Origin of the sequence: Umezawaea endophytica, from assembly GCF_025061645.1 — a bacterium.
In the GTDB taxonomy this organism is placed as follows: Bacteria; Actinomycetota; Actinomycetes; order Mycobacteriales; family Pseudonocardiaceae; genus Umezawaea; species Umezawaea endophytica.
Map to the genome: position 1 here is coordinate 1 of NZ_JANYMP010000018.1, position 19,334 is coordinate 19,334.

The window sequence follows — 19,334 nt, forward strand, 5'->3', positions numbered from 1 at the left end:
CGCCCCCACGCTGGAACCCACAGCCTCCCCACCAGCCCCCCACCGGACCCCCTACCACTCCCACCGCCGAGCCCCACCCATCAACCCAATCATCCCCGACACCAACCGCATCTGCTCCACCCCCCGAATATCCGCCTCCACCAACCGAGGCGAACACACCAACACAGCCACAGCCTGAGCCCGCGACAAAGCCACGTTCAACCGATTCCGAGACAACAAAAAATCCAACCCCCGCGGCAAATCCACAGCAGCCGAAGACGTCATCGTCGCGATCACCACCGGCGCCTCCTGCCCCTGGAACTTGTCCACCGTCCCCACCCTCACCTCCTCATACCCACTAGCCTCCAACGCCCTGCGCACCACCCTCACCTGAAGGTTGTACGGCGCCACCACCAGGATGTCCGACTCGTTGACCGCACGGGACACCCCATCATCCGTCCACATGCGACCCATCAACTCCCGCACGATCCGCACCACCTCCCCAGCCTCCTCCACCGACCTGGTGATGTTGTGCGAGTGATCCACCAAATCCAGGTACAACCCAGACTCCACCCCGGCCACGGACCGCAAAGCCGCGGACGGATGAGCGTGCAACCTCCCGGCGTAAGACAACAACGACACCGGCAAACACACATCCGGATGCATTCGCCGAGACTGATCCATGAAGTACCCCAACGATGGCGGGATCACATCAGCATCCCCCAGCAGATGCCCCAACGCCGAAGCATCCGCCCCAGCGGGATGCGTCCCCTGCACCACCTGAGGCAACTGCTGCGGATCCCCCAACAACACCAGATTCCGCGCACAAACCGACACGGCCAAAGCATCCGCCAACGCGAACTGCCCAGCCTCATCAATGATCAGCACATCAAAAAGCTGCTCCCGCAACGCCGCGTTGGCGAACGTCCACGCCGTCCCCCCGACCAGGTGCCCCCCACCCTGCTCCGCACGCCACCGCACCATCGCCGGGTTGTCCCGCGGCTGCTCCCACTCACAATCCTTGACCGGCTTGTCCTTCGCCTTCTTCGCACAGGGGATGACCACACCCAACTCACGCCCAGCGGCCTTCGCCGCCGACAGCACGTTCTCCACCGCCTTGTGACTGGTGGACGTCACAGCGACGCTCTTCCCCCGCCGAACCAGGTGCGCGATCAACCGCCCGGCCAGGTACGTCTTCCCAGCCCCAGGCGGCCCTTGCACAGCCAACGTCGACCCGTCCAACACGTCCACCGCACGGATCACCGCGTCGACCAGATCCTCACCCTGCGGCAACGACCCGGACACCAACCGCGGCGGCGTCCGGCGCAGCAGGTCGATCCCCGGATGCGGCGGCAACGCGGGAAGCCCCTCCACCACCGCCTCCGCCAGCTCGTACACCGCGCTGTCCTTCGGCGTGGGCATCACCGGATCGCCGGGCAGGATCGCCACCGGCCGAGCCGAGTCCAGCCCGTCCGGCTGCACGCTCTCCAGCAGCACGACCCCGTTCGCCGACTCCGAGAGCACCTCCGCCTTCCGGGTCCAGCCGGGGTTGCCCGGATACAGCAACCGCACCTTCTCCCGAACGCTGAACGGGTGCGGCCGATCAGGATCGACCCGCGCGTGCACCTCGCGCTTGGCCAGCTTCACCCGCCCGCTGGGCATCACCCAGTCGTCCGTCCGCACCGAGACCGGCACCGCGCAGGTGTTGTCCACCTCCAGGTCCGGCAACGGGGCCCCCACCTGCCGGAAGAAGTCCCACCACGCCGGGTTCGTCTCCCGCCGGTGGTACCCGACAGCGGCGGCCAGCAGCGCCCGCGCCTTCTCGTCCGGCGTCGCGTCGGCGGGGTTGTCCGGCAACCCGGCCATCAGCGGGTCCACGACGGCCGCCAGCTTCGCCGCCCGCTCGGCCCGCCGCTCGGCCGCCACCTCCTCGTCGGTCCGCCGGATCAGGACGTCCATCTCGGACTCCTCCACGACCAGCGGCTCGATCCCGGCCTCGGCCCGGACGTCCAGCAGGAACCGGTACAGCCGATCCGTCGACACGCAGTCGTACGTGTTGTACTCCGCGATCCCCGCCAGCACCGCCGAAGCCTGCTCGACGTCCCCCAGCTCCACCAGCGTCAGGTACTCCTCGTAGGCCTCGATGCTGGAAACCGCGTTCTTCACCTCCCCGGACCGCGCGGACGGCATGTACAGCGGTTCCAGGTACTTGATCGAGTACGACCGCTGCGAGACCCGCAACGCCTTGCGCACCACCGCGTACAGGTCGATCAACGACCCGGTGCGCAGCAACGTGTCCACGGCCTCCTCGCGGGTCCCGTGCAACGCCGCCAACCGCTTGAGCGCGCTCACCTCGTACGGCGCGTAGTGGTACACGTGACTGCCGGGGAACTCCGCCAGCCGCGCCAGCGCGAAGTCCACGAACCCCTCGAACGCCGCCTTCTCCTGCGCCCGGCTGTGCGCCCAGAACGGAGTGAAGACGTCCCCGGAGGTGATCGCCCCGAACAGGTACTCCAGCCCCTCGCCTGCCAGGGCGAACGGATCGCCCTCCATGTCGAAGAACACGTCCCCGTCGGCGGGGCTCGGCAGGGCGGCCAGGACGTCCGGCGCCAGCACCTCGTACGCGACCTTCCCGGTCGGGTCGTCCTCGGTGCGCGAGTTGTCCTGGATCACCTGCAACGCCGCCTGCGACCGCAGCGCGCCGAACGTCGTGACCGACATGTCCGACGGCCGGTCGGTGGCCGTGGCGTTGGCCAGCGCGTCGATCGTCCCCAGCCCGGCGGCCACCAGCTTCCGCCGCTGGTCGGTCCTGATCCCCGCCACCAGCGACAGGTCCCGAGCGGCTTCGCGCCCGGTCGAGCAGCTCCGTGCGAAGCGGCACGTGCCGCACGCGGGCCGTTCGTCCGCCCACACCAGGGCGGGCATGGCGGCGGGCACGGACAGCCGCCGCCGCAACCGGTCCCGCAGGTGGTCGACCAGCGGCAGGAAGTCCGCCACCGGGAACGAGTGCGTGGCGTCGTCGCCCAGCACCAGGTGCATCGACGGCCCGGTCGGGTGTCCGGCCCGGCGCAGCGCGTCGGCGTACGCCGTCAACTGGAGCACCGCGGCGGGGGTCGCGTGCCGGGCCAGCTTGGTGTCGTGAGGCTCGTAGCCGTCCGCCGACCGGATCACGAAGTCCGCCCGGCCGTAGAACCCGTCCGAGTAGAACACCGCCTGGTAGACGGCGGGCGCGCCGGACTCCAGCGCGATCCGCGTCTCCTCGGCCGCCTCGACCAGCGCGTCGTGGTGGGGCGCGGGCAGTCCGATCTCGACCAGCCCGGCGCCGAAGCGCTCCTTGAACCGCGCCAGCGCCGCCTGCTCGTGGGCCACGCCGTGCTTGGTGATCAACGTCGCGCCGGAGCTGTCCGGAGTGGGCACGCCGGGCAGCCTCGCGGCGATGGCGTGGTTCAGCGCACTGCGGTGCTCGCACTCCAGCAGGTCGACCAGGTCCGTCGGCGAGATGACCAGGCCGGCCTCCGTGGTGAGCATGACCGGCAGTATCGCGGCCCCGGTCGCCGCGCTCGTGGACGCCCGGCCCCCGCGTGTCGGCGGACGACCGTCCGAGCGGAGCGGACCGTCGGAGGACTGACGTAGCGTTCGGGGCATGGCAACCCTGGTGTCGTTCCACGCCCACCCCGACGACGAGTGCATCCAGTGCGGTGGCGTCATGCGCAAAGCCGCTGACGAGGGGCACCGCGTGGTGCTGGTCGTCGCGACCCGCGGCGAGGTCGGCGAGGTGGTCGAGGGTTTCCTCGCCGAGGGCGAACTGCTGAGCGACCGGCGAGTCCGGGAGACGCACGCCTCGGCGGAGGTGCTGGGCGCCAAGCGCGTGGAGTTCCTCGGGTACGTCGACTCCGGGATGATGGGGGAGCCCACCAACGACGCCCCGAACACCTTCTGGACGGCCTCCGTCGAGGAGGCGGCGGCCAGGCTCGCGGCGATCCTGGTGGAGGAGTCCGCCGACGTGCTGACCGTCTACGACGACAACGGCGGCTACGGCCACCCCGACCACATCCAGGTGCACCGGGTCGGGCTGCGCGCCGCCGAGCTGGCGGGCACGCCGCGGGTCTACCAGGCCACGATGAACCGCGACCACATGAACCTCGGCCGGGCCGCCGCGGAGGCGGCGGGGCACCCGGTGCCCGACGTGGACACCTCGCAGTTCGGCAAGCCTGCGGCCGAGCTGACCGCGGCCGTCGACGTCACGGCGTACCTGCCCGCCAAGAAGGCCGCGATGCGCGCGCACGCCAGCCAGATCAGCGAGCAGTCGTTCTTCCTCGCCCAGCCCGACGAGGCGTTCGCCTACTCGTTCGGCACCGAGTGGTTCATCCGGGTCGGCGCCGAGCCGGGCATCACCGAGTCCGACCTGTTCACCGGGCTGTAGCCAGCCGCCGGTGCTCGTCGGCCAGCGCTCGGGCCCGTTCCAGCGCGGCGGCGGGCACCGGTTCGTCCGCCCACCCGGCGAGCACCTCGGCCATCCCGGTCACGAAGTCCCGTCCGACCGCGGTGAGCCTGCCGCTGCCGAGCATCGTCGCGGTCGCCTCCAGCGCGGCCGTCCGCCAGCGGGCGAACTCGACGTGCCCGCCCTCGTCGTGGTCCCGCTCCCGCCGCCAGAAACCCGCCACGCCCAGGTGCGCGTACGTGCCGTGCAGCAGCCCTCCCAGCGGCCGGGGGTCGTCGCGCCACGGCGCGTAGAACCGCTGGCCGGGATCGGGCCGCAGCAACGGGAACAGGTCCATCAGCGCCACCAGCTTGGTGTGCTGGAGCTCGTGCGCCAGCGTCACGGCCACCGACCGCGCGTCCGGCCCGAGCGACAGGAACACGCACCCGAACGCGTCCGCCTGCGTCGCGCTGCTCATCCCGCCCGCCGCCGAGCGCAGCGGCGTCAGCACCGCCACCGCCTCCCGGAACTCCTCGGCCACCGCGGGGTGCCGCCGGACCAGCAGTTCCCAGCCCGCGGTGATCCCCTCCCGCCACCGCGCCAGGTCGATCCGGTGGTCCACCAGCAACGCGTCGGGGACCCCGCTCCACCGGTCCAGCGCGAACACCACCCCGCCGCCTACGGCGATCTCCGGTGTCGGCGTCCACTCCAACCGGTCCACCGGCACGGTCCCCCGGACCGGTCGGTCCACGTATCCCAGCGACGGCAGGGAGAAGCCTGCGGACGGCGGGAAGTCGACCTCCGCGTCGAGGCCCGCCCGCAACGCCGCCGCGGCGGCCACGTGCGCCAGTTCGGCGGGCCGGGCGACGCCACCCCGGCTGAGCGCCACCGCCGTCCTGGTCGCCCACGCGCTCACGGCCGGGTGGTCCAGCACCCGCCGCACCTCGACGGGCGCGGTCCGCTGGGCCTCGACCAGCACCTCGAACGCCCGCCGCACCGACGGGTCCGCCCCGACCACGAACCGGAGCAGCAGCAGCGTCCGGCTGCGCCGCGCCGCCACGAGCGCCCGCACCGCCCCGACCCCGCCGCCACCGCGGGCCAGCGCGGCGAAGTCCGCCACCGTCAACGAGTGCGGACGCGTCACGAGCCGGAACCCTTGCCGGGCAACGGTGTCACGACACCCGCTCCAGGTCGCGCGCGAGCCGTCCCCGCACGTGCCTGATGAGCCGGTACAGGTCGGCGCAGTACACCGACGGCCGGTCGAACCCCGCGCCCTCGCGGTACCGGTGCGCCCGCAGCCCGCCGCCGCACACGGCGTGCACGTCGCACGCGCGGCAGGAGGCGGACAGCCCGGCGAGCCCGGCCTGCCGCGCCCGCACGTCCGGCAGCCCCAGCGCCGCGTCGAACGAGTCGCGCGCGACGTGCAGGCCGGTCACCGCCGCGCCCTCGAACGCCGACGCCAGGATGTCCGACTGCTCGATCATCCCGTCGGTCTCCACCACGACCTGGAGCGCCGGGCTCAGCCCCACCCCCTCGACCCTCGACCGGCCGCCCAGCAGCACGTGCACGACCTCCTCGAACAGCCGCACGCCGGTCTCCCGCACGGGGGCGCCGTACCAGCGGTCGAACACCGCGATCAGCCAGTCCGCGTAGCCGAACCCCGGCGGGGGAGAGCTCCAGTTCCCGTGCGGCAGCAGGAAGTCCACCGTCGGCGGCTCGAACGCCAGCAGCGACTCGTAGGTGCGGACCGGGTCGTTGCGCAGGTCCACCACCGCCAGCAGGCCCGCGAACAGCGGCCGGAACTCCGGCGACCGCAACGCCGACAGGCCCTCCAGCACGGCGGTGTGGCTGTCGCCGCGGTGCCGCGCGGTCGCCGCCGCGTCGCCGTCCAGGCTCACGCCCACCCGCACGTCCAGCCCCAGCAGCACCTCCAGGAACCGGCGGTCGAGCAGCGTTCCGTTGGTCTGCGCGGAGAACCGCGCGGGGACCCGCGACCGCACCGCCGTGACCAGGTGCTCGATCACCGCGGGGCCCGCCAGGAGCGGTTCGCCGCCGTGCAGCACGACCTCCACGTCGGCCAAGCCGTGCGCGTGGGCGTGCTCGGCGATCCGCGCGGCGGTGTGCTCGACGACCTCGGGGGACATCACCCGCGGCCGGGACCGCCAGCGCTGGTCGGCCATCTCGTAGACGTAGCAGTAGTCGCAGGCCAGGTTGCACCTGCTGTGCACCTTGACGACGAACTGGCGGAACGGCCGCACGCGCACCCCCGATGTCATCCCCTTCCGCCATGAAACACGCCCGCGGGCCGCGACGGTGGTCCGATCGGCCTATTCGGGGCGTTACCAGTTGTCGGCCCACTAGGATGGCGAACGGATCCAGGTCGATCGGCAGGCACGGAACCCGCGGCTTTGCGGACTCGGGTGTAGGGGGCGAGCGCATGGAGAGCGACGGGGTGCTGGAGTCCGAACTCCTCGACGTCACGGGGATCGACCTGGCGCGGCTGGAAGCCTTGCCGGACGCCGTTCTGCGGGCCTCGCTGCGCCGGATCCTGGCCGAGGACCTGGAGATGCCGGACCAGTACGCGGCCTTCCAGAGTTCGTTGTAGTCACCGTCGGCGGAGCCGACGACCAGGCTGCCGCCATCCGAGTGAATCTGCGCTTCGAACGAAGTCCTTTCGGGCGTAGATCCACCGGAACCCGTTCCACTTGGTTTATTCGACGAGTTCACGTCCCCGGCCTGGAGTGGTGATGAGCGGTCCGCTGAGCGTTCCGGGTCAAGCAGGTGTCGTCGCGTTCCTGTCCGCGACCGGCGGCACCGGTCGGACCAGCGCCGTGGCGAACCTGGCCTGGGTCCTGTCGAGCGCGGGCAAGCGCGTGCTGGTGGTCGACTGGGGTTCCGAGGTGCCGCGGGTCCGCGAGTACCTGGAGCCGTTCCTGGTCGGCCGCGGGCCGTTCCCGACGCAGCTCGGTCGCGGGCTGCTGGCGGCGTACACGTCCACGCCGGTGCGCGACGGCTACGAGCCCACCGCCGAGCGGTTCGCCCTGCCGGACGCCACGGGCCACATCGACGTGATCGCCCCGATGGAGCCGGACGCGGCGGGCCGGTTCTTCCCGGACTTCCAGCACGGCGACCCGAGCGCGATGACGGACCTGCGCACCCGGCTGGTCGAGGCGGACTACGACCACGTCCTGATCGACGCGCCGACGGGCGCGGGCGAGGCGTCGCTGACGCTGATCGCGACCCTGTGCGAGGTCGCCGTCGTCTGCTTCCGCCCGCGACCGAGGGCGATCTCGGACGCCGCCGACCTGGCCACCCGGCTGCGCCGCCGCGCCCCGGTGCGGATCGACCTCGTCCCGGTGGCGACCCTGTTCGACGACGCGGACGAGCTGTCCAGGGCGCGGCGCATCCGCTCGGCCATCCACGCGGCGTTCGCCGAGTTGCTCGCGGGCCAGTCCCGCAGGCTGCCGGACGACGGCTCGATCGAGATCCCGTACCGGCCGTACGACGCGTTCGACCCGCTGCTCGCGATCCTGGTCGAGGAACCGCGGCAGGGCGGCACGCTGGAGCACCAGTACGGCCGCCTGGCGTCCGCTGTGACGGGCGGTGAGGTCAACGGGGTCGCCCAGGTCTCCCCGACCCTGCGGGCCCGCTACCGGCGCGTCTTCGGCCTGGACTCCACCGTCGAACCGGACCGGGTCCTGGTCGCCTACTCGCCGCCGGACCGGGCGTGGGCCGACTGGGTGCGCGGCCAGCTCCACCGCGCGGGCGCGCAGACCAGGTCGCTGACCGAGGCCGGGTCGTGGGCGGACGCCGTCCACCCGCCGGGCCTGGTGGTCATCTCCTCGCCGAACCTGGCCGGGTCGGCCGCCCAGTCCGCCGTGGACGAGTTCACCCGGACCGGCAGGCCGACCGTGCTGCGGCTGCTGCTCACCGACACCGAGATCGCCCCGGAGGACGTGGCGAACACCGTCGCCGTCCGCGACCAGCACCACGAGTCGATGCGGGCCAGGCTGCTCACCCACTTCGGCCTGATCGACCGGCCCGGCACCGTGCAGGACGTGGGGATGCGCGTGCCCGGCGCGGAGCCCGCCGTGTTCGGCCTCCCGCCGCGCCACCCGCTGTTCGTCGGCCGGGACGACGACCTGGAGGAGCTGCGGGACCGGCTGTCCGAGGCGGGTGACGCGCGGGTCGTCGTGACGCTGGGCGGCGTGCCCGGCATCGGCAAGAGCGAGCTGGCGCTGGAGTACGCGTACCGGTTCGCCAGCGACTACGACCTGGTGTGGTGGCTGTCGTCGCAGGACCGCCAGTCCGTGCTGGTGGGCCTGGCGAACCTCGCGGCCAGGCTGCGCCAGCCGGGGTCCACCGACTTCGGCACCACGTCCGCGCTGGAGCGGCTCGCGGGGGACCCGGCGTACCAGCGGTTCCTGCTGGTGTACGACAACGCCGACGACCTGGCGGTGCTCGACGAGCTGCTGCCGGACGGCTCCACCGGCCACGTCCTGGTGACCTCGGGCAACGCCCCGGAGACCGCGATCGAGCTGGTCCCGATGAGCGCGGGCGACAGCGCCAGGCTGCTTGCCGACCGGGTGCCCGGCCTGTCGCCGGAGGACTCCGAGGGGGTCGCGCTCGCCGCCGGGCACCTGCCGCTCGCGCTCGACCTCGCGGGCGCGTGGCTGGAGGAGACGGCGCACACCGAGCGCGAAGCGGGCAGCACCGTCGCGGACTCGGCGGCGTGGGCCGTCCGCACGTTCCTCGCCCACCTCGACGGGCAGCAGCCGAACGGCCCGACCGACACCACCGCCCGCGTGCTCGCCGTCGTGGTCGGCACGTTGCGCGACTCCCCGACCGGGCGCATGGCCGTGCTGCTCGCCCAGCTCTGCTCGTTCCTCTCGCCGCAGGGCGTCGACCTCGGCCTGATCCGCTCACCCGCGCTGCTGGCGCGGCTGGTGGTCGCGGGTGGCGGCGACGCCGAGCCGCTGCGGCTGGACGCGGGCGAGATCGACCGCGTGCTGTGGACCGGGGCCAGGTTCGGCCTGTTCCGCGTCGACTGGGGCGACCAGTACACGCTGCGGCTGCACCGGGTCGTGCAGAACGCGCTGCGCGAGGGCATGGGGGAGCTGGAACGCGCCTCCCGCCGCGCGGAGGTCCTGTCCTGCCTCGCCGCCTACGCACCGTCCGAAGTGGAGCTGACGGCGCCGGACCGAGCGAGCCGCTTCACCGAGCTCCAGACTCACGTGTTCCCGTCCGGTGCGCTGGACAGCGACGACGACATGGTGCGCCGCTGGCTGGTCAACCAGGTGCGGTTCCTCTACACCGACGGCGGCACGGGGGTGCGGAGGTCCGCGCTCGACCCCGGCGAGAAGCTCCTGGAGACGTGGACCAGCCGCCACGGCACCGGCGATCCGCTGCGGGCCAGGCTGGCGACGCAGCTCGCCAACATCCACCGCGTGCTCGGCAACCCGTTGCAGGCGCTGCGGCTGGACGACGCCGCTTTGGCCCAGCAGCGCCGTTCGCTCCAGCTCAGCCACCCGCAGACGCTGATCACCGCCCGAGGTCGCGGCGGCGACCTGCGCGGGCTCGGCCTGTTCGACGAGGCGCTGGTCGAGGACCAGGCGACGTGGGAGGGCTTCCGCCGCGCGCTGGGCGAGGACCACCCGCACACCCGCAGCGCGGCGAACAACCTGGCCATCTCGATGTTCCTGTCCGGCGACCCGGCCGGAGCGCTCGAACTGGAGGAGGACAACTACCGGCGCAGGCGGCGGCTGTTCGGCGAACGCGACCCCGACACGTGGTTCTCGCTGTCGCGGATCGGTGTCTACCAACGGGAACTGGGCGACTACCCGAACGCGCTGACGTCGTTGATGACCGCGATGCAGAAGCTCCAGACGCTGCGCTCCGAGCTGAACCCGATGCAGTTGATGGCGCGCTGGAACCACGCCATCGCGCTGCGCCGGGCGGGCAGCGCGCGGGACGCGAAAGCGCGCAACGGCAAGACGTTGCGCGACCTCCGGGAGATCTTCGGCCCCCACCACCCGGACACGTTGGCGTGCTCGCTCAGCTTCGCCGCCGACCACCGCACCGTCGGCGGCGACCCGGCGCTGGCCGTGGAACTCGCCTCCAACGCCCTGCGCGGGTTCCTGACCGAGGTCGGGCTCGCGGAGCAGCACCCGTACGTCGGGCTGTGCAGGCTCGGCCTCGGGCTGTCGCTGCGCGCGGCGGGCGACGCGACCGCGGCGATCAGGGAAGTCCTGGCGGGCCAAGAGGTCCTGCGCGCCCGGCTGGGCGAGACGCACCCGTGGACGCTGGCCGCCGACGTCGACCTGGCCCGCGTGGTCTTCGCCTCCGGCGACGTGCCGCGCGCGGTCGACCTGATCACCACCGCCCACACCGACTGCGTCGAGTTCCTCGGCGCCGAGCACCCGTTCACGGTCATCGCGGCGCACGACGTCCGGCTCGCGCGGCAGGCGGGCGATCCCGACCAGGTCTGGAGGGAGATCGATGTCGACGTTCCCCAAACGTCCTGAGGAGCTGTACGAGGAGGTCGCGGACCACCTCGGGCCCGAGTTCGGCGAAACCCGCCAGGCGTGCCACGACGCGATGACCAAGAGCACCGCGCTGCGCTACCTCGCGCACTACAGCAGCGCCGTGTTCGACTTCGGCCTGGACGCGCTCGGCGACCCGCCGCCCCCTCCCGACGCGCTGCCCGGCACCACCCGCCGCGACGAGCTCAAGAGGCTGGGCCGCCAGCTCGGGTTCACCGTCACCACCCTGGACCGCTCGCTCCAGGAGGCCCGCACGGGCAGGCTGATCCGCACGGTGATCCAGACCGAGGAGGGCGCGGTCTTCTGCGACTCGGTCGTGCCGAGCGAGAACGTGGTCGGCCTCGTGGTCGACCGCTCCGCGACCGAGCACCGCGAGATCCCGCTGGCGAGCGCGCCGGACGTCCGCGCCGCGGACCAGGCCGTGGCCGAGCTGGCGAGCACGCTGCGCACCCAGGTCCGGTTGCCGTCGCTGAACCCCGGCGGCTGGGAGTCCGCCGACCTGGTCGAGCCGGTCCCGTCCACCGACTCGGCGCCGGAGCCGTTCACGACCGTGCTGGCCGGGCCGGGGGAGGACACCGAGCGGCTGCTCGCCGCGTGCGTGCGGGCGGCCCGACCGGACGACCTGCACCTGGTCGCGTACTGCTCCCAGGGCGAGCTGCCGGTCATGGTCGACCACCTCGACCACCCGTCGTTGGCGCCGTTCTTCACCCAGATCGCGGTCGAGAGCCGCCGCCGGTTCTACCAGGGCTTCAGCCGCGAGCTGGGGGCGTTGGCGCACCGGCTGAACCGGACGACCAGCACCGCGCTCGGGGGAGTGCTGGTGCGGCTGGTGCTCGACATCGAGATGGGCGCGATCTACTTCTACCGCCTCGGTCCCGGCGACTACCTGGTCGGCGTCACGATCGACCAGAACCGGGTCGTGGGCGCGGACGACCGGATGGCGGCACTGGCGCTGGAACTGCGGTGAACGGCGCCCTGCGGTCGGTGGCGCTGCTCGCGGCGGCGGGCGCGGGGTGGGCGGGGGCCGAGCTGTTCCGGCTCGACGACGTCGACTCCTCCGCGGGCTACCGGTTCTTCGTCACGGCGCTGCTCGGCTTCGGCCTGTACGCGAGCACCCGCGGCATCGAGATCGACGAGTTCCGCACGCACCTGCGCACGGTCGTGCTGGCGGTGACGCTCGGCGTGCTCGCCAAGGTCGCGTTCATCTTCGGCGTGCTGTACCTGGTGTACCGCGATCCCGACCACCTCGTGCTCGCCATCGCGCTCGCGCAGATCGACCCGCTGTCCGTGGCCGCCGTGCGGCTCAAGAGCCGGATGTCCGAGTCGGCCAAGGCGCTGCTCGCCGCGTGGGCGTCGTTCGACGACCCGATCACCGTGCTGCTGACCGCGTACTTCACCGCGTTCGCGCTGGGCGCCCACGACACCGTCGGGACGGGCCTGACGTCGTTCGGCACCAGCCTGCTGTGGAACGCGGTGCTCGTCGCCGCGGCCTACCTGGCGCACCGGGTGTGGAAGGCGCGGCGCACCACGTCCGACGCCCCCCGGCCGTGGCCGGTCCGCTGGGCCGTGCGGACCGGGCTGATCCTCCTGCTGCTGGCAGGCGGGTTCGTGGCCGTGAAGTACGCGCTGCTGCTCGCGCTCGCCGTCATCGGTCTGTTCTTCCGCCCGAACCTCGGCAGGTCGCTCGACGGGCTGACCCAGGTCGCCCTGTACACGGCCGCGGTCGCGGTCGGCGCGGTGCTCGTCGGCGGGGTGCGGATCGGCGAGGGCGTGGTGCTCGGGATCGCCGCGTACGCCGCGCAGGTCGTGGTCGCGCTGGTGCTGACCGTGCCGAAGGTGTGGCGGGGCGACCGGGTGCGGCTCGCGCTCGGCCAGCAGAACGGGCTCACCGCGATCATCCTGGCGCTGCTGCTGGAACCGAACTTCCCCGGCACGATCGCCGTCGTCGCGCCCGCCATCATCGTGGTGAACGTGCTGCACGCGCTGTGCAACGGCCTGTACGACCGGTTCGCCGCGCCCGTCGGCGACCGGGACGACGACCCTCAGACGCCACCCGCGCGCGACGACCGCCACACGGCGCGCCTCACCCGCGGGCTCAAGAACTCCAACGCCGCCGTGACCCGCTTCCGCCGCCCCGCCTGATTCACCGCCGCCACCATGCCCGAGTTGCGCGCCGTCCACGGCGGCAGCTCGAACAGCGGGTCGAGGCCGAACACCGGCAGGTACTCGGAGATGCCGTCGTAGGCCCGGCAGATCTGGTCCAGCCGGTCCTCGGCGTCGGTGGTCAGCGCCGCGCCGTCCGCGGTCTCGGCGGTGAACCACCGCGCCACCGACTCCCGGAAGACCCGCACCGACTTCTGCATCAGCACGGCGCGGCCCGCCGCCTCGCGGTAGTCGATCGACCGCAGCCTGCGCTGCACGGCCTCCTGCGTCTCGTCCGGCGCCGGTTCGAAGGCCTCGTCGAGCATCGCGTCGAGCTGGGTCAGCTCTTCGAGCACGGCCACCGCGTCGCGGAACAGCTTCTCCACGTCCGGCGGCAGCGTCGGCCCCGTCTGCTCCTCGGCGCCGCCCGCGCCGGGCAGGGTGGTGAGCCGGTGCTCGATCGAGGCGAGCTGCCGCTCCGTCGAGTTCCGGGCGCTGTCGACGTGCTCGGTGAGCTGCTCGATGAACCCGTAGATGCTGGACTGCTGGCGCGCCACCATCTCGATCCGCTGCCGCAGCACCTCGGCCTGGTCGCCGTCCGCCGGGCCGGAGAGCAGGTGGCCGATCGCCCCGACCAGCGCCTTGAAGTCCTCGGCGAACGTGCGCTCGACGTGCACCAGCGGGTCGCGGCCGATCAGCTCGCGCACCTGGATCGCCGCGCCCTCGACCAGCACGCCGTTGACGACCACCAGCACCTCGGCGCCCTCGGCCGCGTCCTTCACCGACGCGATCCTGCGCCGCACCTCGGCCACGTTCTCGCTGTCCAGCAAGGACTGCGTGACCAGCACCGCGCACCCGCCCTCCCGGCCGGGGAAGGTGATCCAGAAGTCCGCTTTGGACACCTCGCCCGCGCCGAGCAGGTAGAGGTGGTGGTAGTCGTACCCCGACGCGTCCAGCAGCCGCCGCACCACGGCGTGGATGTCGTCCCGGCTGAGCGAGCCGAACAGCTCGCGCGCCGCCTGCTCCACCACCTCGTGGGTCACCAGCGCGTCCGGGCCCTCGTCGTCGACGATCCGGAACACCCGGTGGCACAACCGGATCACGTTGCGCGCGTTGCCGTTGGCGACTGTCGTGAGGTAGCCGATCGAGTCCATCGTGAACGGGGCGAGCGTCGGACCGCCCTGCGCCAGTTGGACGAACTCCGCGACCTCCTCCTTGCTCAGCCCGGCCATCGTCACGGTGTGCGCGATGCGCTGCCGCACGCTCGGCCCGAGCACGGTCCGGAAGTCCGGCAGCCCGGACAGCACCAGGCACGCGCCCGCCTTGGAGAACACCTCCAGCAGCGTCTGGAACGCGGCCAGCGTGCTGGGCCGCGGCTGGTTGTCCAGCGAGAAGATCTTGTCCAGCTCGTCCACGACCAGCACGAACCGCCGCCGCCTGCCGCCGAACAGCAGGGCGAACACGCCCATCGCCTCCAGCGCCGCGACCTCGCTGTCGATGGGTTTGGAGATGCCGCGCTCGACCAGCACCTGGTCCGGCTGCCCGCCGGTCAGCCACGCCCACACGAAGTGCTCGAAACCCTTGCGCAGCAACAACGCCAGCGCTGTGCCGAAGTCCTTGTTCTCGGTGACGTCCCGCAGGGCGGCCTGCACCTTGCGCAGCAGGGCGCTCTCCATCAGGCCCATCCGCTCCACGACCTGCTCCGGCTGGAGGTCGCGGGTGTTGAGCCACTCGACGGTGTTCGCGGTCAACCCGGTGCTCTGCAACGACTCCGCGACCACGTCCGCGTAGTAGTCGCTGACCTGCGCGAGCACGCCCGTGAGCCCGACCTTGTGCATGAACCGGCGGTACAGCTCGATGAAGCTCTCGGCGGTCGCGTCCAGGTACATGGCGTTCGCCGGGTCGGTCAGCTCGGCGCGCGCGTGCCGGACGAGCTGCACGGCCAGGTGCGTCTTGCCGGTGCCGTAGTCGCCGACGATCGCGATGACCGTGCCCGCGTGGTCGCGGTCGTTCGAGGCCCGCAGGTAGGCGGTGACGTGCGAGCGCGCCTGGCGGATGGCGTCCGTCTCGATCGTCACCTCCGACGAGTCGTGCGAGTCGAAGTCCGTGATGCGCGCGACCGCCATCGGCGAGAAGGGGTTCCCCCGTGCGGGCGGTTCGCCGTTTCCGCTCATCGCTGCTTCCCCAGTTCGTTCCGGGAACCGTTGTTGAAGAACGCGACGATGTCGTCCACGGTCACGACATCGCCTTCGCCGCAGCTTAGTCCCCGGCCGCGACGGCTCTCGTAAGTTCCGTGCAAAGTTCGCTGGAGCTGGGCGACCGACCTCGCCCAGCCGGTCAGGAAGTCGATGGCCTCATCACTCATCCGTGGGTATCCGCCCACTTTCGAGTGGCGCTGGAGCCGGTCCTCGACGAACCTGCGCGCGTCGCCCTCCCGCAGGGCGCCCACGTGCAGTGCCAACGGCGGAACCCACGCCTCCAGTTGGAGCACGATGTCCGCCACCTCGTCCGGGTCGAGCATGTCCGACTCGGCCACGAACAGCACCTTCGGACCAGCGAAGGCCCGCGCGTACTGGATCACCTCGGCGGCCAGTTCCCCCGGCGTCGGCAGCAGCACCACCAGCACCAGGTCCTCGGCGAGCGCGGCACCCAGCCTCGGGTAGATCCGGCGCGGCGTGTCGCGGTCGGGGCTGAGCTGCTCCACGGCCTGGGGCCGCAGGGCCTCGTTGTCCACCAGCCGCCCGAACAGCTCGTCGCACACGTGCGCGGCGCGGTGCTCGATCGACTGCGCGGGCCCGTCCGGCAGGCAGCCGGTCAGGTCCAGCACCAGCCCGCGCGCGTTCGGGCCCAGCTCGCGGTCCTCCCGCCGCCGGTCGACCTCCTGGACGACCCAGTCGGCGCACCGGTGCGCCAGCGCCGTCTTGCCGCACCCGGACTCGCCGGTGACCAGGACCAACCGGCCCTCGGACAGCAGGGCAGAGAGGTCGCCCATCTGCTGGGTGAAGTCGTCGAACTGGAAGTCGGCGTCGTCGACCTGGACGTAGAAGTCGCGGTGGCCCGCGTTCTTCCACGGGCACAGCGGGCGCATCGGGGTGCGCGGCCAGCCGGGCAGCGGGAATGGGTTGAGCCAGGGCTTCGTCATCGGGACCGCGGGCTCATCTCCGGGTGTCGCCGCGCGGGACGGGTGAGCGCCGTCGCGACCAGGAGCACCTCGTCGCGCAGCTCGTCCAGCCTCACCCGGAGCTGGGCGCCCCGAGCCCTCGCGGCGTCGCCCTGCCCCGCGGGCTGGGTCAGCGACTCGCCGAGCGGACCTTCGCGCAGCCCGTCGAGCAGCGCCTGGACCCGGCTCCAGCCCCGGTGCTCGGACTTGACCAGCGCGAGCTGCGACACGAGCTTGGCCCGCGAGGTCAGCACCGGGCCCTCCGGCTTGCCGCCGACGTACGCGGACAGGTAGGCGGCGACGGCGTTCTCGAACTCGACCAGCGCGCCCCGCAGGTCCTCGCCCTGCTTGCGGCCACGGGCGACCCGGTCGCGCCACGCCGTCGCCACGTACGCCAGCAGCGCGCCGAACAGGCCGGTCAGGAACGGCAGCGCCTGGGTGAACCAGTCCGGCGACGGGGCCTTCTCCGACCCGTACAGCGCCGAGCACACCCGCTCGAACTCGGCGGGTTTCGCCGCGCGCCACGCCGGGACGTCGCTCGGCACCTCGACGCCGACCGCCTTGCCCGCGTCGCGCAGGTTCCGCTCCGACTTCACGGTCAGGCAGAACACGGCCTTCGCGTCGTCCTCGGCGTCGGCGCGCGCCGGGCCCCCACCGCCGACCAGCAGGACCGCAGCGACGCCGAGAGCGGCCACCACGCGCTTCCCCACCACAACCCCCATCGACGGCAGATCGTCAACTCTACCGAGGAAGGGTCGCGCTGGGTGGTGGGTTCGTCACCGAACAGCCGCGTCTTCGTGGTGGTGGTGGCGAAGCATCCGGCCCTGGACCGTGTCGGCTGCTCGTAGCCGCGTGTCGTGCGCCATCCGGGTGTTTTCGGTTGGTCCTGCCGTGGCGTTGGTCGGGCATCAGCGCGGTGAACGCGAGGATGTCCGTCCTGCGGGCCGCCAGCGCCGGCAGGCCGTGTGGAGAGGACAGGGATGATCGAGCTGCGCGTCTACCTCGTCGACAACGGCGGGATCGGATCGTTGCGGACGTGGTTGGCCGACGTGCCCGAGGCCTCGGTCGAACCGGTGCCGCGCGCGTCGCGGCCGGGGGAGCAGGGCGACGCGTGGGACTTCCTCAGCGTGCTTTGCGGCACCGGCGGCGCGGTGACCGTCGTGGTGAACGCGCTGGCGACGTGGATCGAGTCGAAGGTGACCCACGCACGGGTCGTGATCGGCGAGACCGAGGTGGAGTTGCGTGGACCCGATCCGGAAGCGTTGACCCGACTGGTGCGAGCGGCCGGTGAGATCGAGCGTGCGGCCGGGCATGAGCGTGATTGACTTCTCCCGGTCACGGGCGATCCTGGTCGGCACCTCCGAGTACACCGCTGGATTGGCGAAGATGGACGCCGCGGCCAACAGCCTGGCGGCCGTTCAAGCGCTGTTGACCGGTCCGCTGTGCGGCTGGTCGGAATCCCGCGTCACGTCGTTGCTGAACAGACGCACCCGTGACGGTGTCGACCAGCAGATCGCCACCCTCATCCACGACACGACCGACGTGTTGCTGTTCTACTACGTCGGCCACGGCCAACTCCTCGACGGCGAGGACCTCGGGATGGCTTTGGTCGACACCCATCGCGACCCCCGCATGCGCTACACCACTTCCCTGCGGCTGAGCCACCTGCGCCACGAGTTGAAGTACCGCTGCCCCGCTCGGGTCCAGGTCGTGATCCTGGACTGCTGCTTCTCGGGCTTGGCCACCCGCAACACCCAAGGCGCCGACCTGGCCGAGCAGGTCCGCCTGACCACCAGGATCGAGGGTGCCTACACGCTGGCCGCCTCTCGCGCCTCCCAGAAAGCCGTTCACCAGGACGGTGGGGACGGGCTGACCTACTTCACCAAGGTTCTCACCGAGGTCGTCCAAGACGGCATTCCCGGCGCCGGGCCCTACCTGGCCCTCAACGACCTCCACACCGAGATCGCCACCCGGTTCCGGCACCTGGACCTGCCCCAGGACCACCTGCGGCCTGAACCGACCACGCTCGTCGTGGACACCGCCGAAAAACTTCCTCTCGCCCGCAACGCCGCATGGGCCCCAGCGCGCACCACCGGCGAACCAGCGGTGAAGCCAGCCGACTCCGCTGCGGATGTGGAAGCCGAGGCCGTCGACATCGACCCGCCGTCCTCGGCGACCCCGGCCGAGGAGTCGGAGGCGAAACGACGTGGTGCCGCCCGTGACGCGCTCGAGGGAATCGCCGTACCAGCCGAGATCCGGTCGGCGGGCCCGAACCTGCGCCTGTGGTCGTGGGCGGTCCTCGCGATCGACGTGGTGGTGTCGGCCTGGCTGTGGTGGTCGGTACCACTGGCGGTGGTCACCACCGTGGTGGTCGTTCTCCTCGTGGCCGCGAAAGTGCCTACCGAGGTGTACCGCGTCAGGCTCACCCCTCAGGTGACGATCCCCGCCGAAGCGGTCGCTCCCGACCACTGGTACCGCTTCGGCAGGTCCCGGCCGACATGGTTCCTGAAGCCCTTCGAGAGCGTTCTGGTGGTGTTCGCCCCCACACCGGCATCGCCACGCGTGCGGTCGTTCGCGCGGCCGAGCGGTTGGCGGTTCAGCGGATGGTTCAGCGTCCGATCGAGCGAACGAGGGGGTGGAGTGTGGTTCGACCTGGTGGACCTGGCGCACGGCCGTTCCCTGGAGCACTGGTACGTCGAGTCCGGTGGTCGTTCGGATCTCAACGAAGGCTCGTCGCCGACAGGGCTGGTGGGGCTGCAGGTCACCGCGGGCAACTGCTCGGCCAAGGTTCGGTGGTCGTCACCCGGCGTGCTGCATCGGCCGACAGGAATCCTCAAAGAGGGCTGGCGGCGGTCTTGGTGGTCGGATGGGTTCGACGAGGTACTGCACTCCGGTCTCTACCACCTCCGCGCCAGCCGAGCCCGCAGACTCGAGGCTGCCATCCGGCGCCACCGCCCGGATCGACCGACTCCGGATGTGACGCGGCAGCGGAGCAGCGAGGAGTAGGCCGGCCGTTCAGCGTTCCCGAGGGAACTTCCCTCGGGAACGATCCCACCGCAAGACCGGGAAAGATCAAAGATTCCTGGTGGGA

Annotated in this window: 13 protein-coding genes; 7 read left to right on the forward strand and 6 right to left on the reverse strand. The window is 71.8% G+C overall.

Features of this window, described 5'->3' with window-relative positions; genetic code table 11:
* Positions 1-51: 51 nt before the first annotated feature.
* Positions 52-3,507 (reverse strand): TM0106 family RecB-like putative nuclease, encoded by a 3,456-nt coding sequence (locus tag NZH93_RS31275; RefSeq protein ID WP_259626856.1) that lies wholly within the window; start codon positions 3,505-3,507, stop codon positions 52-54.
* Positions 3,508-3,622: 115 nt separating this feature from the next.
* Here NZH93_RS31275 and NZH93_RS31280 point away from each other — a divergent pair, with 115 nt between their 5' ends.
* Complete coding sequence (locus tag NZH93_RS31280) at positions 3,623-4,402, forward strand: PIG-L family deacetylase (RefSeq protein ID WP_259626857.1); 780 nt, start codon at positions 3,623-3,625, stop codon at positions 4,400-4,402.
* On the opposite strand, the gene NZH93_RS50895 is transcribed toward NZH93_RS31280, so the two are convergent.
* Together NZH93_RS50895 and NZH93_RS31290 are read right to left on the reverse strand one after the other, a co-directional pair.
* On the reverse strand, positions 4,389-5,543 hold the full coding sequence (locus NZH93_RS50895; protein ID WP_259626858.1) for an aKG-HExxH-type peptide beta-hydroxylase: 1,155 nt from the start codon (positions 5,541-5,543) through the stop codon (positions 4,389-4,391). The two genes, NZH93_RS31280 and NZH93_RS50895, sit on opposite strands and share 14 nt — an antisense overlap.
* A gap of 28 nt (positions 5,544-5,571) precedes the next feature.
* On the reverse strand, positions 5,572-6,675 hold the full coding sequence (locus tag NZH93_RS31290) for an FxsB family cyclophane-forming radical SAM/SPASM peptide maturase (RefSeq protein ID WP_259626859.1): 1,104 nt from the start codon (positions 6,673-6,675) through the stop codon (positions 5,572-5,574).
* 161 nt (positions 6,676-6,836) lie between these two features.
* Here NZH93_RS31290 and fxsA point away from each other — a divergent pair, with 161 nt between their 5' ends.
* The 4 genes from fxsA (at position 6,837) to NZH93_RS31310 (ending at position 13,083) form a co-directional block, all read left to right on the forward strand.
* Positions 6,837-7,004: an FxSxx-COOH cyclophane-containing RiPP peptide gene (fxsA, locus tag NZH93_RS31295; protein WP_259626860.1), complete on the forward strand. Its 168-nt coding sequence runs from the start codon at positions 6,837-6,839 to the stop codon at positions 7,002-7,004.
* Between the two features lie 142 nt (positions 7,005-7,146).
* Positions 7,147-10,923, forward strand: a complete 3,777-nt coding sequence (gene fxsT, locus NZH93_RS31300; protein ID WP_259626861.1) for an FxSxx-COOH system tetratricopeptide repeat protein — start codon at positions 7,147-7,149, stop codon at positions 10,921-10,923.
* Positions 10,898-11,908: a hypothetical protein gene (locus tag NZH93_RS31305; RefSeq protein WP_259626862.1), complete on the forward strand. Its 1,011-nt coding sequence runs from the start codon at positions 10,898-10,900 to the stop codon at positions 11,906-11,908. Before fxsT ends, NZH93_RS31305 begins: the two co-directional genes overlap by 26 nt.
* Positions 11,905-13,083 (forward strand): cation:proton antiporter, encoded by a 1,179-nt coding sequence (locus NZH93_RS31310; protein WP_259626863.1) that lies wholly within the window; start codon positions 11,905-11,907, stop codon positions 13,081-13,083. Before NZH93_RS31305 ends, NZH93_RS31310 begins: the two co-directional genes overlap by 4 nt.
* On the opposite strand, the gene NZH93_RS31315 is transcribed toward NZH93_RS31310, so the two are convergent.
* From NZH93_RS31315 to NZH93_RS31325, 3 genes are read right to left on the reverse strand one after another with little or no spacing between them, the layout of a single operon-like run.
* Complete coding sequence (locus NZH93_RS31315; protein WP_259626864.1) at positions 12,984-15,257, reverse strand: hypothetical protein; 2,274 nt, start codon at positions 15,255-15,257, stop codon at positions 12,984-12,986. The two genes, NZH93_RS31310 and NZH93_RS31315, sit on opposite strands and share 100 nt — an antisense overlap.
* A complete protein-coding gene (locus tag NZH93_RS31320) occupies positions 15,254-16,225 on the reverse strand; it encodes a hypothetical protein (protein WP_259626865.1) in 972 nt (323 codons plus the stop codon). Before NZH93_RS31320 ends, NZH93_RS31315 begins: the two co-directional genes overlap by 4 nt.
* Positions 16,222-16,965 (reverse strand): hypothetical protein, encoded by a 744-nt coding sequence (locus NZH93_RS31325; RefSeq protein ID WP_259626866.1) that lies wholly within the window; start codon positions 16,963-16,965, stop codon positions 16,222-16,224. The genes NZH93_RS31320 and NZH93_RS31325 overlap by 4 nt, the downstream gene beginning before the upstream one ends.
* Before the next feature lie 258 nt (positions 16,966-17,223).
* On the opposite strand from NZH93_RS31325, the gene NZH93_RS31330 reads away from it, so the two are divergent.
* Both NZH93_RS31330 and NZH93_RS31335 read left to right on the forward strand, forming a co-directional pair.
* Positions 17,224-17,568: an effector-associated constant component EACC1 gene (locus NZH93_RS31330; RefSeq protein WP_259626867.1), complete on the forward strand. Its 345-nt coding sequence runs from the start codon at positions 17,224-17,226 to the stop codon at positions 17,566-17,568.
* Positions 17,555-19,249: a caspase family protein gene (locus NZH93_RS31335; protein ID WP_259626868.1), complete on the forward strand. Its 1,695-nt coding sequence runs from the start codon at positions 17,555-17,557 to the stop codon at positions 19,247-19,249. The genes NZH93_RS31330 and NZH93_RS31335 overlap by 14 nt, the downstream gene beginning before the upstream one ends.
* The last annotated feature ends 85 nt before the right edge of the window (positions 19,250-19,334 follow it).